12 protein-coding genes are annotated in these 16,461 nt (G+C 58.1%); 8 read left to right on the top strand and 4 right to left on the bottom strand.

The window, feature by feature from the left end; translation table 11 throughout:
• Positions 1–112: 112 nt before the first annotated feature.
• From pdhR to yacL, 6 genes are all read left to right on the top strand, one after another.
• Entirely contained in the window at positions 113–877 is a 765-nt protein-coding gene (gene pdhR, locus ACORQT_RS20745; RefSeq protein WP_004937490.1) for a pyruvate dehydrogenase complex transcriptional repressor PdhR, read from the top strand.
• A 165-nt stretch (positions 878–1,042) separates the two neighbouring features.
• The gene (gene aceE, locus ACORQT_RS20740) at positions 1,043–3,706 is read left to right on the top strand and encodes a pyruvate dehydrogenase (acetyl-transferring), homodimeric type (RefSeq protein WP_033632104.1); all 2,664 of its coding nucleotides are present in this window, start codon (positions 1,043–1,045) and stop codon (positions 3,704–3,706) included.
• 13 nt (positions 3,707–3,719) lie between these two features.
• A complete protein-coding gene (gene aceF, locus ACORQT_RS20735) occupies positions 3,720–5,609 on the top strand; it encodes a pyruvate dehydrogenase complex dihydrolipoyllysine-residue acetyltransferase (RefSeq protein WP_164057075.1) in 1,890 nt (629 codons plus the stop codon).
• A 232-nt stretch (positions 5,610–5,841) separates the two neighbouring features.
• Positions 5,842–7,266 (top strand): dihydrolipoyl dehydrogenase, encoded by a 1,425-nt coding sequence (gene lpdA / locus ACORQT_RS20730; protein WP_033644926.1) that lies wholly within the window; start codon positions 5,842–5,844, stop codon positions 7,264–7,266.
• A 515-nt stretch (positions 7,267–7,781) separates the two neighbouring features.
• Complete coding sequence (acnB, locus tag ACORQT_RS20725; protein WP_033644692.1) at positions 7,782–10,379, top strand: bifunctional aconitate hydratase 2/2-methylisocitrate dehydratase; 2,598 nt, start codon at positions 7,782–7,784, stop codon at positions 10,377–10,379.
• A 139-nt stretch (positions 10,380–10,518) separates the two neighbouring features.
• Positions 10,519–10,881 (top strand): protein YacL, encoded by a 363-nt coding sequence (yacL, locus tag ACORQT_RS20720; protein WP_004937507.1) that lies wholly within the window; start codon positions 10,519–10,521, stop codon positions 10,879–10,881.
• A gap of 32 nt (positions 10,882–10,913) precedes the next feature.
• Here yacL and speD read toward each other — a convergent pair whose 3' ends face one another.
• From speD to ACORQT_RS20705, 3 genes are all read right to left on the bottom strand, one after another.
• Positions 10,914–11,708 carry an adenosylmethionine decarboxylase gene (gene speD / locus ACORQT_RS20715; RefSeq protein ID WP_004937510.1) on the bottom strand — a complete coding sequence of 265 codons (795 nt, stop codon included), beginning with the start codon at positions 11,706–11,708 and terminating at the stop codon, positions 10,914–10,916.
• 27 nt (positions 11,709–11,735) lie between these two features.
• Positions 11,736–12,599: a polyamine aminopropyltransferase gene (gene speE / locus ACORQT_RS20710; RefSeq protein ID WP_016930071.1), complete on the bottom strand. Its 864-nt coding sequence runs from the start codon at positions 12,597–12,599 to the stop codon at positions 11,736–11,738.
• Positions 12,600–12,722: 123 nt separating this feature from the next.
• Entirely contained in the window at positions 12,723–13,070 is a 348-nt protein-coding gene (locus tag ACORQT_RS20705; RefSeq protein ID WP_033644927.1) for a YacC family pilotin-like protein, read from the bottom strand.
• 219 nt (positions 13,071–13,289) lie between these two features.
• Between ACORQT_RS20705 and cueO the strand changes: the two genes are divergently transcribed.
• On the top strand, positions 13,290–14,975 hold the full coding sequence (gene cueO, locus ACORQT_RS20700) for a multicopper oxidase CueO (protein ID WP_164057076.1): 1,686 nt from the start codon (positions 13,290–13,292) through the stop codon (positions 14,973–14,975).
• A 98-nt stretch (positions 14,976–15,073) separates the two neighbouring features.
• Complete coding sequence (hpt, locus tag ACORQT_RS20695; RefSeq protein ID WP_048234659.1) at positions 15,074–15,610, top strand: hypoxanthine phosphoribosyltransferase; 537 nt, start codon at positions 15,074–15,076, stop codon at positions 15,608–15,610.
• 37 nt (positions 15,611–15,647) lie between these two features.
• Here the strand turns inward: hpt and can are convergent, their stop codons facing one another.
• The gene (gene can, locus ACORQT_RS20690) at positions 15,648–16,304 is read right to left on the bottom strand and encodes a carbonate dehydratase (protein WP_015379031.1); all 657 of its coding nucleotides are present in this window, start codon (positions 16,302–16,304) and stop codon (positions 15,648–15,650) included.
• Positions 16,305–16,461: the final 157 nt, after the last annotated feature.

The following is a 16,461-nucleotide window of genomic DNA, read 5'->3' as shown; positions in this document are numbered from 1 at the left end:
TTCGATCAAGGCCCGTATGGACAGGAGGTGAATACTTTGTTACTTTACCGTCACGTTTTTGAAATTGGTATTACCAATTGACTCCGCGCCATTCGCAGAGAAGAATTCACTCATGGCCTACAGCAAAATCCGCCAACCCAAGTTGTCAGATGTTATCGAGCAACAGCTCGAATACCTGATCCTCGAGGGGACACTGCGCCCAGGCGAAAAACTGCCTCCGGAGCGCGAGCTGGCGAAACAATTTGATGTCTCCCGTCCTTCTCTGAGAGAGGCCATTCAGCGCCTTGAAGCGAAAGGGCTGCTCCTGCGCCGTCAGGGCGGCGGCACCTTCGTGCAAACTAATCTGTGGCAGAGCTTCAGCGATCCGCTGGCCGAGTTGCTGGCCGACCATCCCGAATCACAGTTCGATCTGCTGGAAACCCGTCACGCGCTGGAAGGCATTGCCGCCTATTACGCGGCGCTGCGCGGCACCGATGAAGATCTGGCGCGCATCCGCGATTGCCACATCGTGATTCAACAGGCTCAAGACAGCGGCGATCTCGACGCCGAAGCCGATGCGGTCATGCAGTATCAAATCGCCGTGACTGAAGCCGCTCACAACGTTGTGTTACTTCACCTGCTACGCTGCATGGGGCCGATGCTGGAACAGAACGTGCGTCAGAACTTTGAATTGCTCTACTCGCGCCGTGAGATGTTGGCAAAAGTGAGCAGCCACCGCGCCGGAATTTTTGAGGCGATTGTGGCACGCGAGCCGGAAAAGGCCCGTGAAGCCTCGCATCGCCACTTGGCGTTTATCGAGGAAATCTTGCTGGATCTCAGCCGGGAGCATACTCGGCGCGAGAGATCGCTGCGGCGTCTCCAGCAACGCAAGGATTAAGAGCTGTCCTCTTCAGGGTACACCAGCCTGCGGGGGTTAAGTTCGAGGTACTTAGTTAAGTACTTAAGCGGCAACTAAACTGATGGGCCTGTCTTCGTGTGTTTTTTCACAGAGCACAGGAAGACAGGCTCCAAACAAACCATTAGACAGATAAGGAATACCACCATGTCAGAACGTTTAAACAATGACGTGGATCCGATCGAAACCCGCGACTGGCTGCAGGCGATCGAATCGGTCATCCGTGAAGAGGGTGTTGAGCGAGCTCAGTTTCTGATTGATCAGGTATTGGGAGAAGCCCGCAAAGGCGGCGTTAACGTTGCGGCCGGTGCTGCAGCGCACAACTACGTCAACACCATCGCGGTAGAAGACGAACCGGCTTACCCAGGCAACCTGGATCTTGAACGCCGCATTCGCTCTGCGATCCGTTGGAACGCGATCATGACCGTTCTGCGCGCATCCAAGAAAGACCTGGAGCTGGGCGGCCACATGGCTTCCTTCCAGTCTTCCGCGACCTTCTATGAAGTCTGCTTTAACCACTTCTTCCGCGCACGCAACGAGAAAGACGGCGGCGACCTGGTCTACTTCCAGGGCCACATCTCTCCGGGCGTTTACGCGCGCGCCTTCCTTGAAGGCCGCCTGACCGAAGAACAGATGAACAACTTCCGTCAGGAAGTGCACGGCAACGGCCTGTCCTCTTACCCGCATCCTAAGTTGATGCCGGAATTCTGGCAGTTCCCGACCGTATCCATGGGCCTGGGCCCAATCAGCGCCATCTATCAGGCGAAGTTCCTGAAATACCTGGAACACCGCGGCCTGAAAGACACCTCTGAGCAGACCGTTTACGCCTTCCTGGGCGACGGCGAGATGGATGAGCCGGAATCCAAAGGCGCCATCACCATCGCCACCCGCGAGAAGCTGGACAACCTGGTGTTCGTCATCAACTGCAACCTGCAGCGCCTGGACGGCCCGGTCACCGGTAACGGCAAGATCATCAACGAACTGGAAGGCATCTTCTCCGGCGCAGGCTGGCAGGTGCTGAAAGTGATCTGGGGCGGCCGTTGGGATGAGCTGCTGCGCAAAGACACCAGCGGTAAACTGGTTCAGCTGATGAACGAGACCCTGGACGGCGACTACCAGACCTTCAAATCCAAAGACGGCGCTTACGTGCGCGAGCACTTCTTCGGCCGTTACCCGGAAACCGCGGCGCTGGTCAAAGACATGACCGACGACGAAATCTGGGCGCTGAACCGTGGTGGTCACGATCCGAAGAAAATCTTCGCTGCACTGAAAAAAGCGCAGGACACCAAAGGCAAACCGACCGTTATCCTGGCCCACACCATCAAAGGTTACGGCATGGGTGAAACCGCGGAAGGTAAAAACATCGCTCACCAGGTGAAAAAAATGAACATGGAAGGGGTTCACCACTTCCGCGATCGTTTCAACGTGCCGGTTGCCGATGCTGACATCGAAAAACTGCCGTACATCACCTTCGAGAAAGATTCCGAAGAGTACAAATACCTGCACGAACGTCGCCAGGCGCTGAAAGGCTACGTGCCTACCCGTCTGCCGGAGTTCACCCAGAAGCTGGAAATGCCGGCGCTGGAAGATTTCAGCTCGCTGCTGGAAGAGCAGAACAAAGAGATCTCCACCACTATCGCTTTCGTGCGTGCCCTGAACGTGATGCTGAAGAACAAGTCGATCAAAGATCGCCTGGTGCCAATCATCGCCGACGAAGCGCGTACCTTCGGTATGGAAGGTCTGTTCCGTCAGATCGGTATCTACAGCCCGAACGGCCAGCAGTACACCCCGCAGGACCGTGAACAGGTTGCTTACTACAAAGAAGACGAGAAAGGCCAAATCCTGCAGGAAGGCATCAACGAACTGGGCGCAGCCTCTTCCTGGCTGGCCGCAGCGACGTCCTACAGCACCAACGATCTGCCGATGATTCCGTTCTACATCTACTACTCGATGTTCGGTTTCCAACGTATCGGCGACCTGTGCTGGGCAGCGGGCGACCAACAGGCGCGCGGCTTCCTGATCGGCGGGACCTCGGGCCGTACTACCCTGAACGGTGAAGGTCTGCAGCACGAAGATGGCCATAGCCACATTCAGTCTCTGACCATCCCTAACTGCATCTCTTACGATCCGGCTTACGCGTACGAAGTGGCGGTGATCATGCACGACGGTCTGGTGCGCATGTATGGCGACAACCCGGAAAACGTGTACTACTACCTGACCACGCTGAACGAAAACTACCACATGCCTGCGATGCCGCAGGGTGCGGAAGAAGGTATCCGCAAGGGTATCTACAAGCTGGAAACGCTGGAAGGCAGCAAAGGCAAGGTGCAGCTGCTGGGCTCCGGCGCCATCCTGCGCCACGTGCGCGAAGCTGCGCAGATCCTGGCGAAGGACTACGGCGTGGGTTCCGACACCTACAGCGTGACCTCGTTCACCGAACTGGCGCGCGACGGCCAGGATTGCGAGCGTTGGAACATGCTGCACCCAACCGAAGCGCCACGCGTGCCTTACATCGCTCAGGTGATGAACGACGCGCCGGCGGTAGCCTCTACCGACTACATGAAACTGTTCGCCGAACAGGTTCGTACTTATGTGCCGGCCAGCGATTATCGCGTACTGGGCACCGACGGCTTCGGTCGTTCGGACAGCCGCGAAAACCTGCGTCACCACTTCGAAGTCGATGCGTCCTACGTGGTGGTTGCTGCTCTGGGTGAACTGGCTAAACGCGGTGAGATCGAAGCTTCCGTGGTTGCTGATGCAATCAAGAAATTCGACATCAACCCGGAAAAAGTTAACCCGCGTCTGGCCTAAGAGGTACTGAATAATGTCTATCGAAATCAACGTACCGGACATCGGTGCAGATGAAGTCGAAATCACCGAGATTCTGGTGAAGGTCGGCGATAAAGTTGAAGCGGAACAATCGCTGATCACCGTGGAAGGCGACAAGGCTTCCATGGAAGTGCCCTCCCCGCAGGCGGGCGTGGTGAAAGAGATCAAAGTGGCGGTCGGCGATAAAACCGAAACCGGCAAACTGATCATGATCTTCGAAGCGGCAGGCGCAGCGGAAGCTGCACCGGCGGCGAAAGCGGAAGAAAAACCGGCGGCGGCAGCAGCTGCCCCGGCTGCCGCTGCGGCCAAAGACGTTGCCGTGCCGGATATCGGCGCCGACGAAGTCGAAGTGACCGAGATCCTGGTGAAAGTGGGCGACAAGGTGGAAGCCGAGCAGTCCCTGATCACTGTGGAAGGCGACAAGGCTTCCATGGAAGTCCCTGCGCCGTTCGCGGGCACCGTGAAAGAGATCAAGATCGCGACCGGCGACAAAGTGAAAACCGGTTCCCTGATCATGGTGTTCGAAGTGGCCGGCGCCGCTTCCGCTGCGGCCCCGGCTGCGGCGCAAGCACCGGCTGCCGCTGCAGCGCCTGCGGCCTCTGCGGCTAAAGACGTCGCCGTGCCGGATATCGGCGGTGACGAAGTCGAAGTGACCGAGGTGATGGTCAAGGTGGGCGACAAGGTTGCCGCCGAGCAGTCTCTGATCACCGTGGAAGGCGACAAGGCCTCCATGGAAGTGCCGGCGCCGTTCGCGGGCACCGTGAAAGAGATCAAGATCGCGACCGGCGACAAAGTGAAAACCGGCTCCCTGATCATGGTGTTCGAAGTGGAAGGCGCTGCGCCTGCCGCTGCCGCTGCCGCCGCTCCAGCCGCTAAAGCGGACGCTGCGCCGGCGCCGGCCGCCGCTAAAGCCGCCGCTCCGGCTGCGAAAGCTGAAGACAAAGGCGAGTTCGCCGAGAACGCGGCCTACGTGCACGCGACTCCGGTCATTCGTCGTCTGGCGCGTGAATTCGGCGTTAACCTGGCGAAAGTGAAAGGCACCGGTCGTAAAGGCCGCATCCTGCGCGAAGACGTTCAGGCTTACGTGAAAGACGCGGTGAAACGCGCTGAAGCGGCCCCGGCTGCTGCCGGCGGCGGTCTGCCAGGCATGCTGCCGTGGCCGAAAGTGGACTTCAGCAAGTTCGGCGAGATCGAAGAAGTCGAAATGGGCCGCATCCAGAAGATCTCTGGCGCGAACCTGAGCCGCAACTGGGTGATGATCCCGCACGTGACTCACTTCGACAAAACCGACATCACCGATCTGGAAGCGTTCCGCAAGCAGCAGAACGAAGAAGCGGCCAAGCGCAAGCTGGACGTGAAGTTCACGCCTGTCGTGTTCATCATGAAAGCCGTCGCTGCCGCTCTGGAGCAGATGCCGCGCTTCAACAGCTCGCTGTCCGAAGACGGTCAGAAGCTGACGCTGAAGAAATACATCAACATCGGCGTGGCGGTAGATACCCCGAACGGCCTGGTGGTTCCGGTGTTCAAGGACGTGAACAAGAAGAGCATCACCGAGCTGTCTCGCGAGCTGATGACCATCTCCAAGAAAGCGCGCGACGGCAAGCTGACCGCGGGCGAGATGCAGGGCGGCTGCTTCACCATCTCCAGCCTGGGCGGCATCGGGACGACTCACTTCGCGCCGATCGTCAACGCGCCGGAAGTGGCTATCCTGGGCGTCTCCAAGTCTGCGATGGAGCCGGTCTGGAACGGTAAAGAGTTCATGCCGCGCCTGATGATGCCGATGTCGCTGTCCTTCGACCACCGCGTTATCGACGGTGCCGATGGTGCGCGCTTCATCACCATCATCAACAACATGTTGTCCGACATTCGCCGTCTGGTGATGTAATGCAAAAGGGCGCAGCATGCTGCGCCCCTGACGATTCTGTAGCAGTTTTGTCGGATTTTGCATAACTCGACAAAATTGTTGAGACACGGGTCACTCGAACACGCTTTGCAGATTATTAACAATTCTGTAAACTGCTCGCGGTGTAAGCGTCCCGGTGGATGAAGGGCGTTATGAGATCGATTAGCAATAAAAATGACGTCTGACCCGCCGGACAATCAATTAAGAGGTCATGATGAGTACTGAAATTAAAACTCAGGTCGTGGTACTTGGGGCGGGCCCGGCAGGTTACTCTGCAGCCTTTCGTTGCGCTGACTTAGGTCTTGAAACCGTTCTGGTTGAACGTTATTCCACTCTGGGCGGGGTTTGCCTGAACGTGGGATGTATCCCTTCCAAAGCACTGCTGCACGTTGCCAAAGTGATCGAAGAAGCCAAAGCGCTGGCCGAACACGGCATCGTTTTCGGCGAGCCGAAAACCGACATCGACAAAGTGCGCGTCTGGAAAGAAAAAGTCATCACTCAGCTGACCGGCGGTCTGGCTGGCATGGCGAAAGGCCGTAAAGTGAAAGTGGTCAACGGCCTGGGCAAGTTCACCGGCGCTAACACCCTGGTTGTTGAAGGCGAAAACGGCCCAACCACCATCAACTTCGACAACGCCATCATCGCTGCAGGTTCTCGTCCGATCCAACTGCCATTCATTCCTCATGAAGATCCACGCGTGTGGGATTCTACCGATGCGCTGGCGCTGAAAACCGTCCCAGAGCGTCTGCTGGTTATGGGCGGCGGCATCATCGGCCTGGAAATGGGCACCGTATACCATGCGCTGGGTTCACAGATCGACGTCGTTGAAATGTTCGATCAGGTTATCCCGGCGGCAGATAAAGACGTGGTGAAAGTCTTCACCAAACGTATCAGCAAGCAGTTCAACCTGATGCTGGAAACCAAAGTGACCGCGGTAGAAGCCAAAGAAGACGGCATTTACGTCACGATGGAAGGTAAAAAAGCGCCGGCAGAGCCACAGCGTTACGACGCGGTGCTGGTGGCGATCGGCCGCGTGCCGAACGGCAAACTGCTGGATGCCGGCAAAGCCGGTGTTGAAGTTGACGAGCGTGGCTTCATCAACGTCGACAAACAGCTGCGCACCAACGTGCCGCACATCTTCGCCATCGGCGACATCGTCGGTCAGCCGATGCTGGCGCACAAAGGCGTGCACGAAGGCCACGTCGCCGCAGAAGTTATCGCCGGCATGAAGCACTACTTCGATCCGAAAGTGATCCCATCCATCGCTTACACCGAGCCGGAAGTGGCGTGGGTGGGTCTGACCGAGAAAGAAGCGAAAGAGAAAGGCATCAGCTACGAAACCTCCACCTTCCCGTGGGCGGCTTCCGGCCGTGCGATCGCTTCCGACTGTGCAGACGGCATGACCAAACTGATCTTCGACAAAGAAACTCACCGCATCATCGGTGGCGCGATTGTCGGCACCAACGGCGGCGAGCTGCTGGGTGAAATCGGTCTGGCTATCGAGATGGGCTGCGACGCGGAAGACATCGCGCTGACCATCCACGCTCACCCGACCCTGCACGAATCCGTGGGCCTGGCGGCGGAAATCTACGAAGGCAGCATCACCGACCTGCCTAACCCGAAAGCCAAGAAGAAGTAATTCTGCTGGTTTGACCGGTTAACAAGCGGCTCCTGAGAAGGGGCCGCTTTTTTTTTGCTCAGATGCAGAACGCGGTTTTTTGTGGCCGCTGCGCCAAATTCCGATCCTCATGCTTATATCCATTTTAATTATGTGGATATAATGCCCTGTTTGTCCGGCAGCCGATTACGCTGCGCTCAACGATTCAGCAAAGATTTAATGTTGCTTTTATGTGAACGAATTAACAACCGTTTCAAATCCTGATATGCTGGCTGAGCGGAACCGGGCACTGTACCTTACAGTCCAGGACATCGACAGCAGTGCCCCGTCAGGATAGATGGCATCAATATCGCCGTGCGCTCTACCCATCAGTCTTTCATGCTGTAACGCTGTTTGACCGTGCTTGTTTGCCCCAATCACCGTTTCGGGGCCTTTACGGGCCGATCGCCTAGCCACAGAGTGAAACCCAAAGGGTATAAACCCGGTTTGCATATACGCCAGGCACAATAAATGACAATGAGAGCGAGGAGAACGTCGTGCTAGAAGAATACCGTAAGCACGTAGCCGAGCGTGCTGCTGAGGGCATCGCCCCTAAGCCGCTAGACGCCACCCAAATGGCCGCGCTGGTCGAACTACTGAAGAATCCGCCAAAAGGCGAAGAAGAATTCCTGTTAGACCTGCTGATCAACCGTGTTCCACCGGGCGTCGACGAAGCCGCCTACGTCAAAGCAGGTTTCCTGGCGGCCATCGCCAAAGGTGAAGCGACATCCCCCCTGGTTACCCCCGAGAAAGCCATTGAACTGTTAGGCACCATGCAGGGCGGCTATAACATTCATCCGCTGATCGAAGCCCTGGACAACGAAAAGCTGGCGCCGATCGCCGCCAAAGCGCTGTCCCACACGCTGCTGATGTTCGACAACTTCTACGATGTAGAAGAGAAGGCGAAAGCTGGCAACGCGCACGCCAAGCAGATCATGCAGTCCTGGGCCGATGCCGAATGGTACCTGTCGCGCCCGGAGCTGGCGGAAAAGATCACCGTCACCGTGTTCAAAGTGACCGGCGAAACCAACACCGATGACCTGTCCCCGGCGCCGGACGCCTGGTCGCGCCCGGATATCCCGCTGCACGCGCTGGCGATGCTGAAAAACGAACGTGAAGGCATCGTGCCGGATCAGCCGGGCAGCGTCGGCCCGATCAAACAGATCGAGCTGCTGAACAAGAAAGGCTTCCCACTGGCCTACGTCGGCGACGTGGTCGGCACCGGTTCCTCCCGTAAATCCGCCACCAACTCGGTGCTGTGGTTCATGGGCGACGACATCCCGCACGTGCCGAACAAGCGCGGCGGCGGCGTGGTGCTGGGCGGCAAGATTGCGCCTATCTTCTTCAACACCATGGAAGATGCCGGCGCCTTGCCGATCGAAGTGGACGTGTCCGAGCTGAACATGGGCGACGTGATCGACGTTTACCCGTACAAAGGTGAAGTGCGCAACCACGAAACCGGCGCGCTGATCGCCAACTTCGAGCTGAAAACCGACGTGCTGCTGGATGAAGTGCGCGCCGGCGGCCGTATCCCGCTGATCATCGGCCGCGGCCTGACCACCAAGGCGCGCGAAGCGCTGGGTCTGCCGCACAGCGACGTGTTCCGCATCGCCAAACCGGTAGCCGCCAGCAACAAAGGCTTCTCGCTGGCGCAGAAAATGGTCGGCCGCGCCTGCGGCGTCGCCGGCATTCGCCCTGGCGAATACTGCGAGCCGAAGATGACCTCCGTCGGCTCTCAGGACACCACCGGCCCGATGACCCGCGATGAGCTGAAAGACCTGGCCTGCCTCGGCTTCTCCGCCGATCTCGTCATGCAGTCGTTCTGCCACACCGCTGCGTACCCGAAACCGGTCGACGTGACCACGCACCACACGCTGCCTGACTTCATCATGAACCGCGGCGGCGTCTCGCTGCGCCCGGGCGACGGCGTGATCCACTCCTGGCTGAACCGCATGCTGCTGCCTGACACCGTCGGCACCGGCGGCGATTCCCACACCCGCTTCCCGATCGGCATCTCCTTCCCGGCCGGTTCCGGCCTGGTGGCGTTTGCCGCCGCGACCGGCGTGATGCCGCTGGATATGCCTGAGTCGGTGCTGGTGCGCTTCAAAGGCAAAATGCAGCCGGGCATCACCCTGCGCGATCTGGTGCACGCCATCCCTTACTACGCGATCCAGCAGGGTCTGCTGACCGTCGAGAAGAAGGGCAAGAAAAACATCTTTTCCGGCCGCATTCTGGAGATCGAAGGCCTGCCGGATCTGAAGGTCGAGCAGGCGTTTGAGCTGACCGATGCGTCCGCCGAACGTTCTGCCGCCGGTTGTACCATCAAGCTGGACAAGGCGCCGATTGAAGAGTACCTGAACTCCAACATCGTGCTGCTGAAGTGGATGATCTCCGAAGGCTACGGCGATCGCCGTACGCTGGAGCGCCGTATTCAGGGCATGGAAAAATGGCTGGCGGATCCGCAACTGCTGGAAGGCGATGCGGATGCGGAATACGCAGCGGTGATCGACATCGATCTGAACGAGATCAAAGAGCCGATCCTGTGTGCGCCGAACGATCCTGACGATGCGCGACTGCTGTCTGACGTGGCCAACAGCAAAATCGATGAAGTGTTCATCGGTTCTTGCATGACCAACATCGGCCACTTCCGCGCGGCGGGCAAGCTGCTGGATCAGCACAAGGGCCAGCTGCCGACCCGTCTGTGGGTGGCGCCGCCAACCAAGATGGATGCGGCTCAGCTGACTGAAGAAGGCTACTACAGCGTCTTCGGCAAGAGCGGCGCGCGTATCGAGATCCCGGGCTGCTCGCTGTGCATGGGCAACCAGGCGCGCGTGGCGGACGGCGCGACGGTGGTTTCCACCTCAACCCGTAACTTCCCGAACCGTCTGGGCACCGGCGCCAACGTCTATCTGGCGTCTGCCGAACTGGCCGCGGTAGCGTCCCTGCTGGGCCGCCTGCCGACGCCGGACGAGTACCAGACCTATATGGCGCAGGTCGATAAGACGGCGGCGGATACCTACCGCTACCTGAACTTTGACCAGCTGGGCCAGTACACCGAAAAAGCCGACGGCGTGATCTTCCAAACCGCCGTGTAAGCCGCTATATTGCGCAACTGTTTAACGGGAGGCCTTGGCCTCCCGTTTTATTTTGCTCAGTTGCCAACTTTGCGAGCGCTCACTGAGTTAGTCCGCCATTTATGTTTACACTAAGAAAAAGGGCTCAGGAGGGCATGCTATGGATTACGAATTTCTGCGTGACGTCACCGGTCAGGTGATCGTCAGATTTTCGATGGGGCATGAAGCGATTGGCCACTGGATCAACGAAGAAGTCAAAGGCGATTTCAACCTGCTGGACCGCATTGAAGCCGGCGCGGCCGAGGTCAAAGGCAGCGAGCGCCAATGGCAGCTGGAAGGCCATGAATATACGCTGCTGATGGATGGTGAAGAAGTGATGATCCGCGCCAATCAGCTGGAGTTCGAGGGCGACGAAATGGAAGAGGGGATGAACTACTACGACGAAGAAAGCCTCTCATTCTGCGGCGTTGAGGATTTCCTGCTGGTGTTGAAGGCCTATCGTTCTTTCATGCTGAAGTACTAAGCATCAGGGCGCGGCGCGCCGCGCCCTTTCCATCACAGATGCGGAATATTGCGGCCGTAATAGATTTCCTGCATCTCTTTCCATAACAGATCGGTGATCTGCTTGCGTTCGGCTGCGCTCAACGCCTCCGGCTCCGCGTTAAACAGGTAGTGCTTCAGATCGAAATCCTTCAGCAACATCTTGGTATGGAAGATATTTTCCTGGTAAACGTTCACGTCCATCATGTGGTACAGCGCCTTGATGTCTTCCGACATAAAGTTCTGGATCGAATTGATCTCATGATCGATGTAATGTTTCACGCCGTTCACGTCGCGGGTAAAACCGCGCACGCGATAGTCCATGGTGACGATGTCGGATTCCAGCTGGTGAATTAAGTAGTTCAGCGCCTTGAGGGGCGAAATGACGCCGCAGGTCGAGACCTCGATATCGGCGCGGAAGGTGCACAGCCCGCCTTCCGGATGGCTTTCCGGGTAGGTGTGCACGCAGATATGGCTCTTGTCCAGGTGCGCGACGACCGTATTCGGCAGCGGACCGGGGTGTTCCGACGTATCGACGTCTTTCGGATCGATCGGCTCTTCGCTGACCAGGATGGTGACGCTGGCGCCCTGCGGCTCGTAGTCCTGACGCGCGATGTTCAGAATATTGGCGCCGATGATCGAGCAGGTTTCGCTCAGGATCTCGGTCAGCCGGTTGGCGTTATATTGTTCGTCTATGTAGGCGATATAGCCGTCGCGATCGTCCGCGGTTTTGGCGTAACAAATATCGTAAATACAAAAACTCAGGCTCTTGGTCAGGTTGTTGAAGCCGTGCAGTTTTAGCTTATGCAATTTGGGCCACCTCCTTTATCTTCTCGCTTAACGTGTTACGTTCAGGGCATTGAGCAAATATTGCGGCAGGGCAAAGCTGCCGACGTGAATTGCCGGGTTGTAATAACGGCAGTGTAGGCCGCTTTGGTTAAAGCGCTGTTGCAGGGTTGGCAGATCGCGCTGGCGCAGTGCCGGGTTCTGGCTCGCCCAGGCGAAGGTCATGATGCCGCCGTAATAGGTCGGGATCGCCGCCTGATAGAAGCTGACGTCGCTAAAGTAGCGGCTCAGTTTGGCGTGGCTGTTGACCGCCTCGTCCTGCTGCAGGAAACAGACGCCGTTTTGCGCGACGAAAATGCCGCCCTCATTCAGGCAGCGGGCGCAGCCTTCATAAAACGCCGAGGTGAACAGGCTTTCGCCGGGGCCGATCGGATCGGTGCAGTCGGAGATGATCACATCGAACGTTTCGTCGGTTTGATTCACGAAGTTGACGCCGTCGTCGATCACCAGCTTGAAGCGCGGATCGTCATAGGCGCCGGCGCTGTGGTTGGGCAGGTACTGGCGGCAGAACTCGACGACGCCGGCGTCGATTTCGACCATGGTGATCTGCTCAACGCCAGGATGCCGGCTGACTTCGCGCAGCATGCCGCCGTCGCCGCCGCCGATGATCAGCACTTTCTTCGCCTGGCCGTGTGCCAACAGCGGCACGTGGGTCAGCATTTCGTGATAGATGAACTCGTCACGCTCGGTGGTTTGCACCACGCCGTCGAGCGCCATCACGCGCCCCAGCACCGGGTTCTCGAAGATCACCAGATCCTGATGATCGGTCTTCTCGCGGTAAAGCACCTTCTCTACCGAAAAGTACTGGCCGAAGCCCGTATGCAGCGTTTCGTACCAAATTTCTTTCTGGGTCATGTGCGGGAAACTCCGTAATAACAGCCATGAAAAATCGGCGCAACATCATAGCTAACTCTGCCTGGCGATGCACGGTTGAATTTCAGACAGAGAGAGCGGAGGGCGGACGGGCGAGGGGGAAGATTAATTGGCGTAGGCCAGCAGGCTCAGGGAGTCGCGCGCCAGCGATTTGCACTTCTTGGGCGTTGGAATGGCGATGCCGCTCAGATCGCGATAGCTGTCTTCGCCCAGCGCCTTCATGTTAAAGCTGTTGTAGTTGCTCAAATCCCAGCGGTTTTGTTGCGCGAAATAGACGATGGCGCGCTTGATTTGCGCATTTGGCAAATCGTTGTAGCCGCAATCATTTTTCAAATAAATAAATACCGCCGTCAGATCGGCCAGATCTTCCGCCTCGGATTCATTCAGCGCCAGACTGGCGTTGGAGAAGCCCAGCATCGCCAGCAACAGCATCGTTAACGTTGTTTTTTTCATCATGAAATAGGCCTGTTTGTCGTCTGCAGACGTTACCACACTTGCCTGTAAAGGCACCAAATTTTATTGCTGACGGGCGCTGCCATAGCGCTCACCCACGGCGCGCTCTTGATTGTGAGGCATAGCTTAAAATACCGCCAGGAAAGGCTTGACCTTCCGCCTGGGGGAAGGTTTAGGCTGACTGCGTTGAGTTATGTCACTGAGAAAAGGGAGTCAGCGATGTTACGCCGTGATTTTATTAAATTGACCGCTGCATTGGGCGCCGTGAGCGCATTGCCGTTATGGAGCCGGGCCGCCTTAGCGGCCGAGCGGCCGGCCCTGCCGGTGCCCCCGTTGTTAACGCCCGACGCGCAGGGAAAGATTGCGCTGGCGCTGCAGGCGGGGGAAACCCGCTGGTTGCCCGGCGCCGCCACCAAAACCTGGGGATTCAACGGCGCGCTGCTCGGGCCGGCGGTGAAGCTGCAGCGGGGTCAGCCGGTGACGGTCGATATCAAAAACAGCCTGGCGGAAGCCAGTACCGTCCACTGGCACGGCCTGGAAATCCCCGGCGACGTCGATGGCGGCCCGCAGGCGTTGATCCATCCCGGCGCAACGCGCACGGTGAATTTCACCGTCGATCAACCGGCGGCCACCTGCTGGTTCCACCCGCATACCCACGGTAAAACCGGCAGCCAGGTGATGATGGGGCTGGCGGGGCTGGTGCTGCTGGAAGACGATGAAAGCGCCAAACTGCCGCTGCCGAAAACCTGGGGGCAGGATGACATTCCGGTGATCCTGCAGGATAAGCGGCTGGGCAAAGATGCCCAGATCGAATATCACCTGGACGTGATGAGCGCGGCGGTGGGTTGGTTTGGCGATCGCATGTTTACCAACGGCGCGCAGTACCCGCAACATCTGGCGCCGCGCGGTTGGCTGCGTTTGCGTTTCCTCAACGGTTGCAACGCCCGCTCGCTGAATCTGGCGGCCAGTGACAACCGCCCGCTGTACGTCATCGCCAGCGACGGCGGTTTCCTGACGGAGCCGGTGAAGCTGACTGAGCTGCCGATGCTGATGGGCGAGCGCTTTGAAGTGCTGGTCGATGCCTCCGACGGGAAAGCGTTCGACATCGTGACGTTGCCGGTGAAACAGATGGGCATGACGCTGGCGCCGTTCGATCGGCCGCTGCCGGTGTTGCGCATTCAGCCGTCGCTGGCGCAGGGCATCAAAACCATGCCGGATAGCCTGGTGAAGCTGCCGACATTGCCTGCCACCGCCGGCATCCAGGAGCGTTGGCTGCAGCTGATGATGGATCCGCAGCTGGATATGCTCGGCATGCAGGCGCTGATGGATCGTTATGGTCATCAGGCGATGGCAGGCATGAGCATGAATCATGGCGCGACGGGCGCTGGAAACATGAAAGGCATGGACCACGGTAACATGAAGGGCATGGAGAAGGGCGGCATGCAGGGCATGGACCACGGCGACATGAGCAGCATGAAAGGCATGAAAGGCATGGATCATGGCCAGATGGCCGGGATGGATCATGGCGGCGCGCAGGGCAACGCCAAACCGTTCGACTTCAGCCACGGCAACATGATCAACGGCAAGGCCTTCGATATGACCAAACCGATGTTTGCCGCCAAACGGGGCCAGTATGAAAAGTGGACCATTTCCGGCGAGGGCGACATGATGCTGCACCCGTTCCACATTCACGGCACCCAGTTCCGTATCCTGTCGGAAAACGGCAAACCGCCGGCGGCGCATCGCAGCGGCTGGAAGGACACGGTGCGCGTCGAAGGTTGGCGCAGCGAAGTGCTGGTGCGTTTCGATCATCCGGCAAGCAGCGAACATGCGTATATGGCCCACTGCCACCTGTTGGAACACGAAGATACCGGCATGATGATGGGCTTTACCGTCGCCGATTGATCGCGGCCTATCGCTCAGGTGGCGGTGCGCTCGCGTCGCCACCGGCGAAAGGCTATGCTAAACTCTGCGCCTTTCTTCCGGCAACTGACCTGAATACTATGAAACACACTGTAGACGTAATGATTTCCGAGCAGGAAGTTAAGACCCGTATCGCCGAACTTGGCCGCCAGATCACCGAACATTACCGCGACAGCGGCAGTGACATGGTGCTGGTCGGGCTGCTGCGCGGCTCCTTCATGTTCATGGCCGATCTGTGCCGCGCGATTGACGTGCCGCATGAAGTCGACTTCATGACGGCTTCCAGCTACGGCAGCGGCATGTCCACCACTCGCGACGTGAAGATCCTCAAGGATTTGGACGAAGACATTCGCGGCAAAGACGTGCTGATCGTGGAAGACATCATCGATTCCGGCAACACGCTGAACAAAGTGCGCGAGATTTTGGCGCTGCGTGGGCCGAAATCGCTGGCGATTTGCACCTTGCTGGACAAGCCTGAGCGCCGTGAAGTGCAGGTGCCGGTCGAATATGTCGGCTTCTCGATCCCGGATGAGTTCGTGGTGGGGTATGGCATCGACTACGCCCAGCGCTACCGTCACCTGCCGTACGTCGGCAAAGTGGTGCTGCTGGACGAGTAATTGATGTGGGGCGCGGCCTGCCGCGCCCGCGGCGGGATTATACGCCTTTATCCTGCTTCAGTTTGGCTATCGCTTTGCGGTAGCCCATCTCCAGGCTCTCGCGGCTGGTCGCCAGCACTTCCATATCGCGCAGACGGCCGTCCTGAATGCCGTACACCCAGCCGTGGATCATCACCTTCTGGCCGCGTTTCCAGGCCGATTGCATGATGGTGGAGTGGCCCAGGTTGTATACCTGCTCAATGACGTTGATCTCGCACAGCATGTCGAAACGCTGTTCCGGCGGCAGCTCGCCCAGCAGCGAACTGTGCTTGTACCACAGATCGCGAATGTGCAGCAGCCAGTTGTCGATCAGCCCCAGCTCCGGGTTTTCCACCGCGGCCTGCACGCCGCCGCAGCCCAGGTGGCCGCAGATGATGATGTGTTCGACCTCCAGCACATCTACCGCATACTGCACCACCGACAGGCAGTTAAGATCGGTGTGGATAACGAGGTTCGCCACGTTGCGATGGACGAACAGTTCACCCGGCTCGAGGCCGGTCAGGCGTTCTGCGGGAACGCGGCTGTCAGAGCAACCAATCCATAAGAAGCGGGGCTTTTGCGCCTGGGCTAAACGTTCAAAAAAATCCGGGTCTTCCTGACTGATATTGGCCGACCAGGCCTGGTTGTTGGCGATAAGCTCTTCGATTTCTTTCATGGAGGTGATTGACCCGTAACGAACAGATTGCGTTGGGGTAATATAGGGTAAGCGTCACAATTTGGAAATCGGAACAGTGGTGCAACCTCATTTACCGCACGGATTCGACGCAGTGAAAACGCCGTCGATGCTAGGATTATTGTTATTGTTTCAAGCC

The sequence above is a fragment of the Serratia sp. (in: enterobacteria) genome (assembly GCF_052400455.1).
GTDB lineage: Bacteria > Pseudomonadota > Gammaproteobacteria > Enterobacterales > Enterobacteriaceae > Serratia > Serratia ureilytica.
Note: the sequence above shows the minus strand (reverse complement) of the source record. Positions and strands in the feature narration are given on the sequence as shown.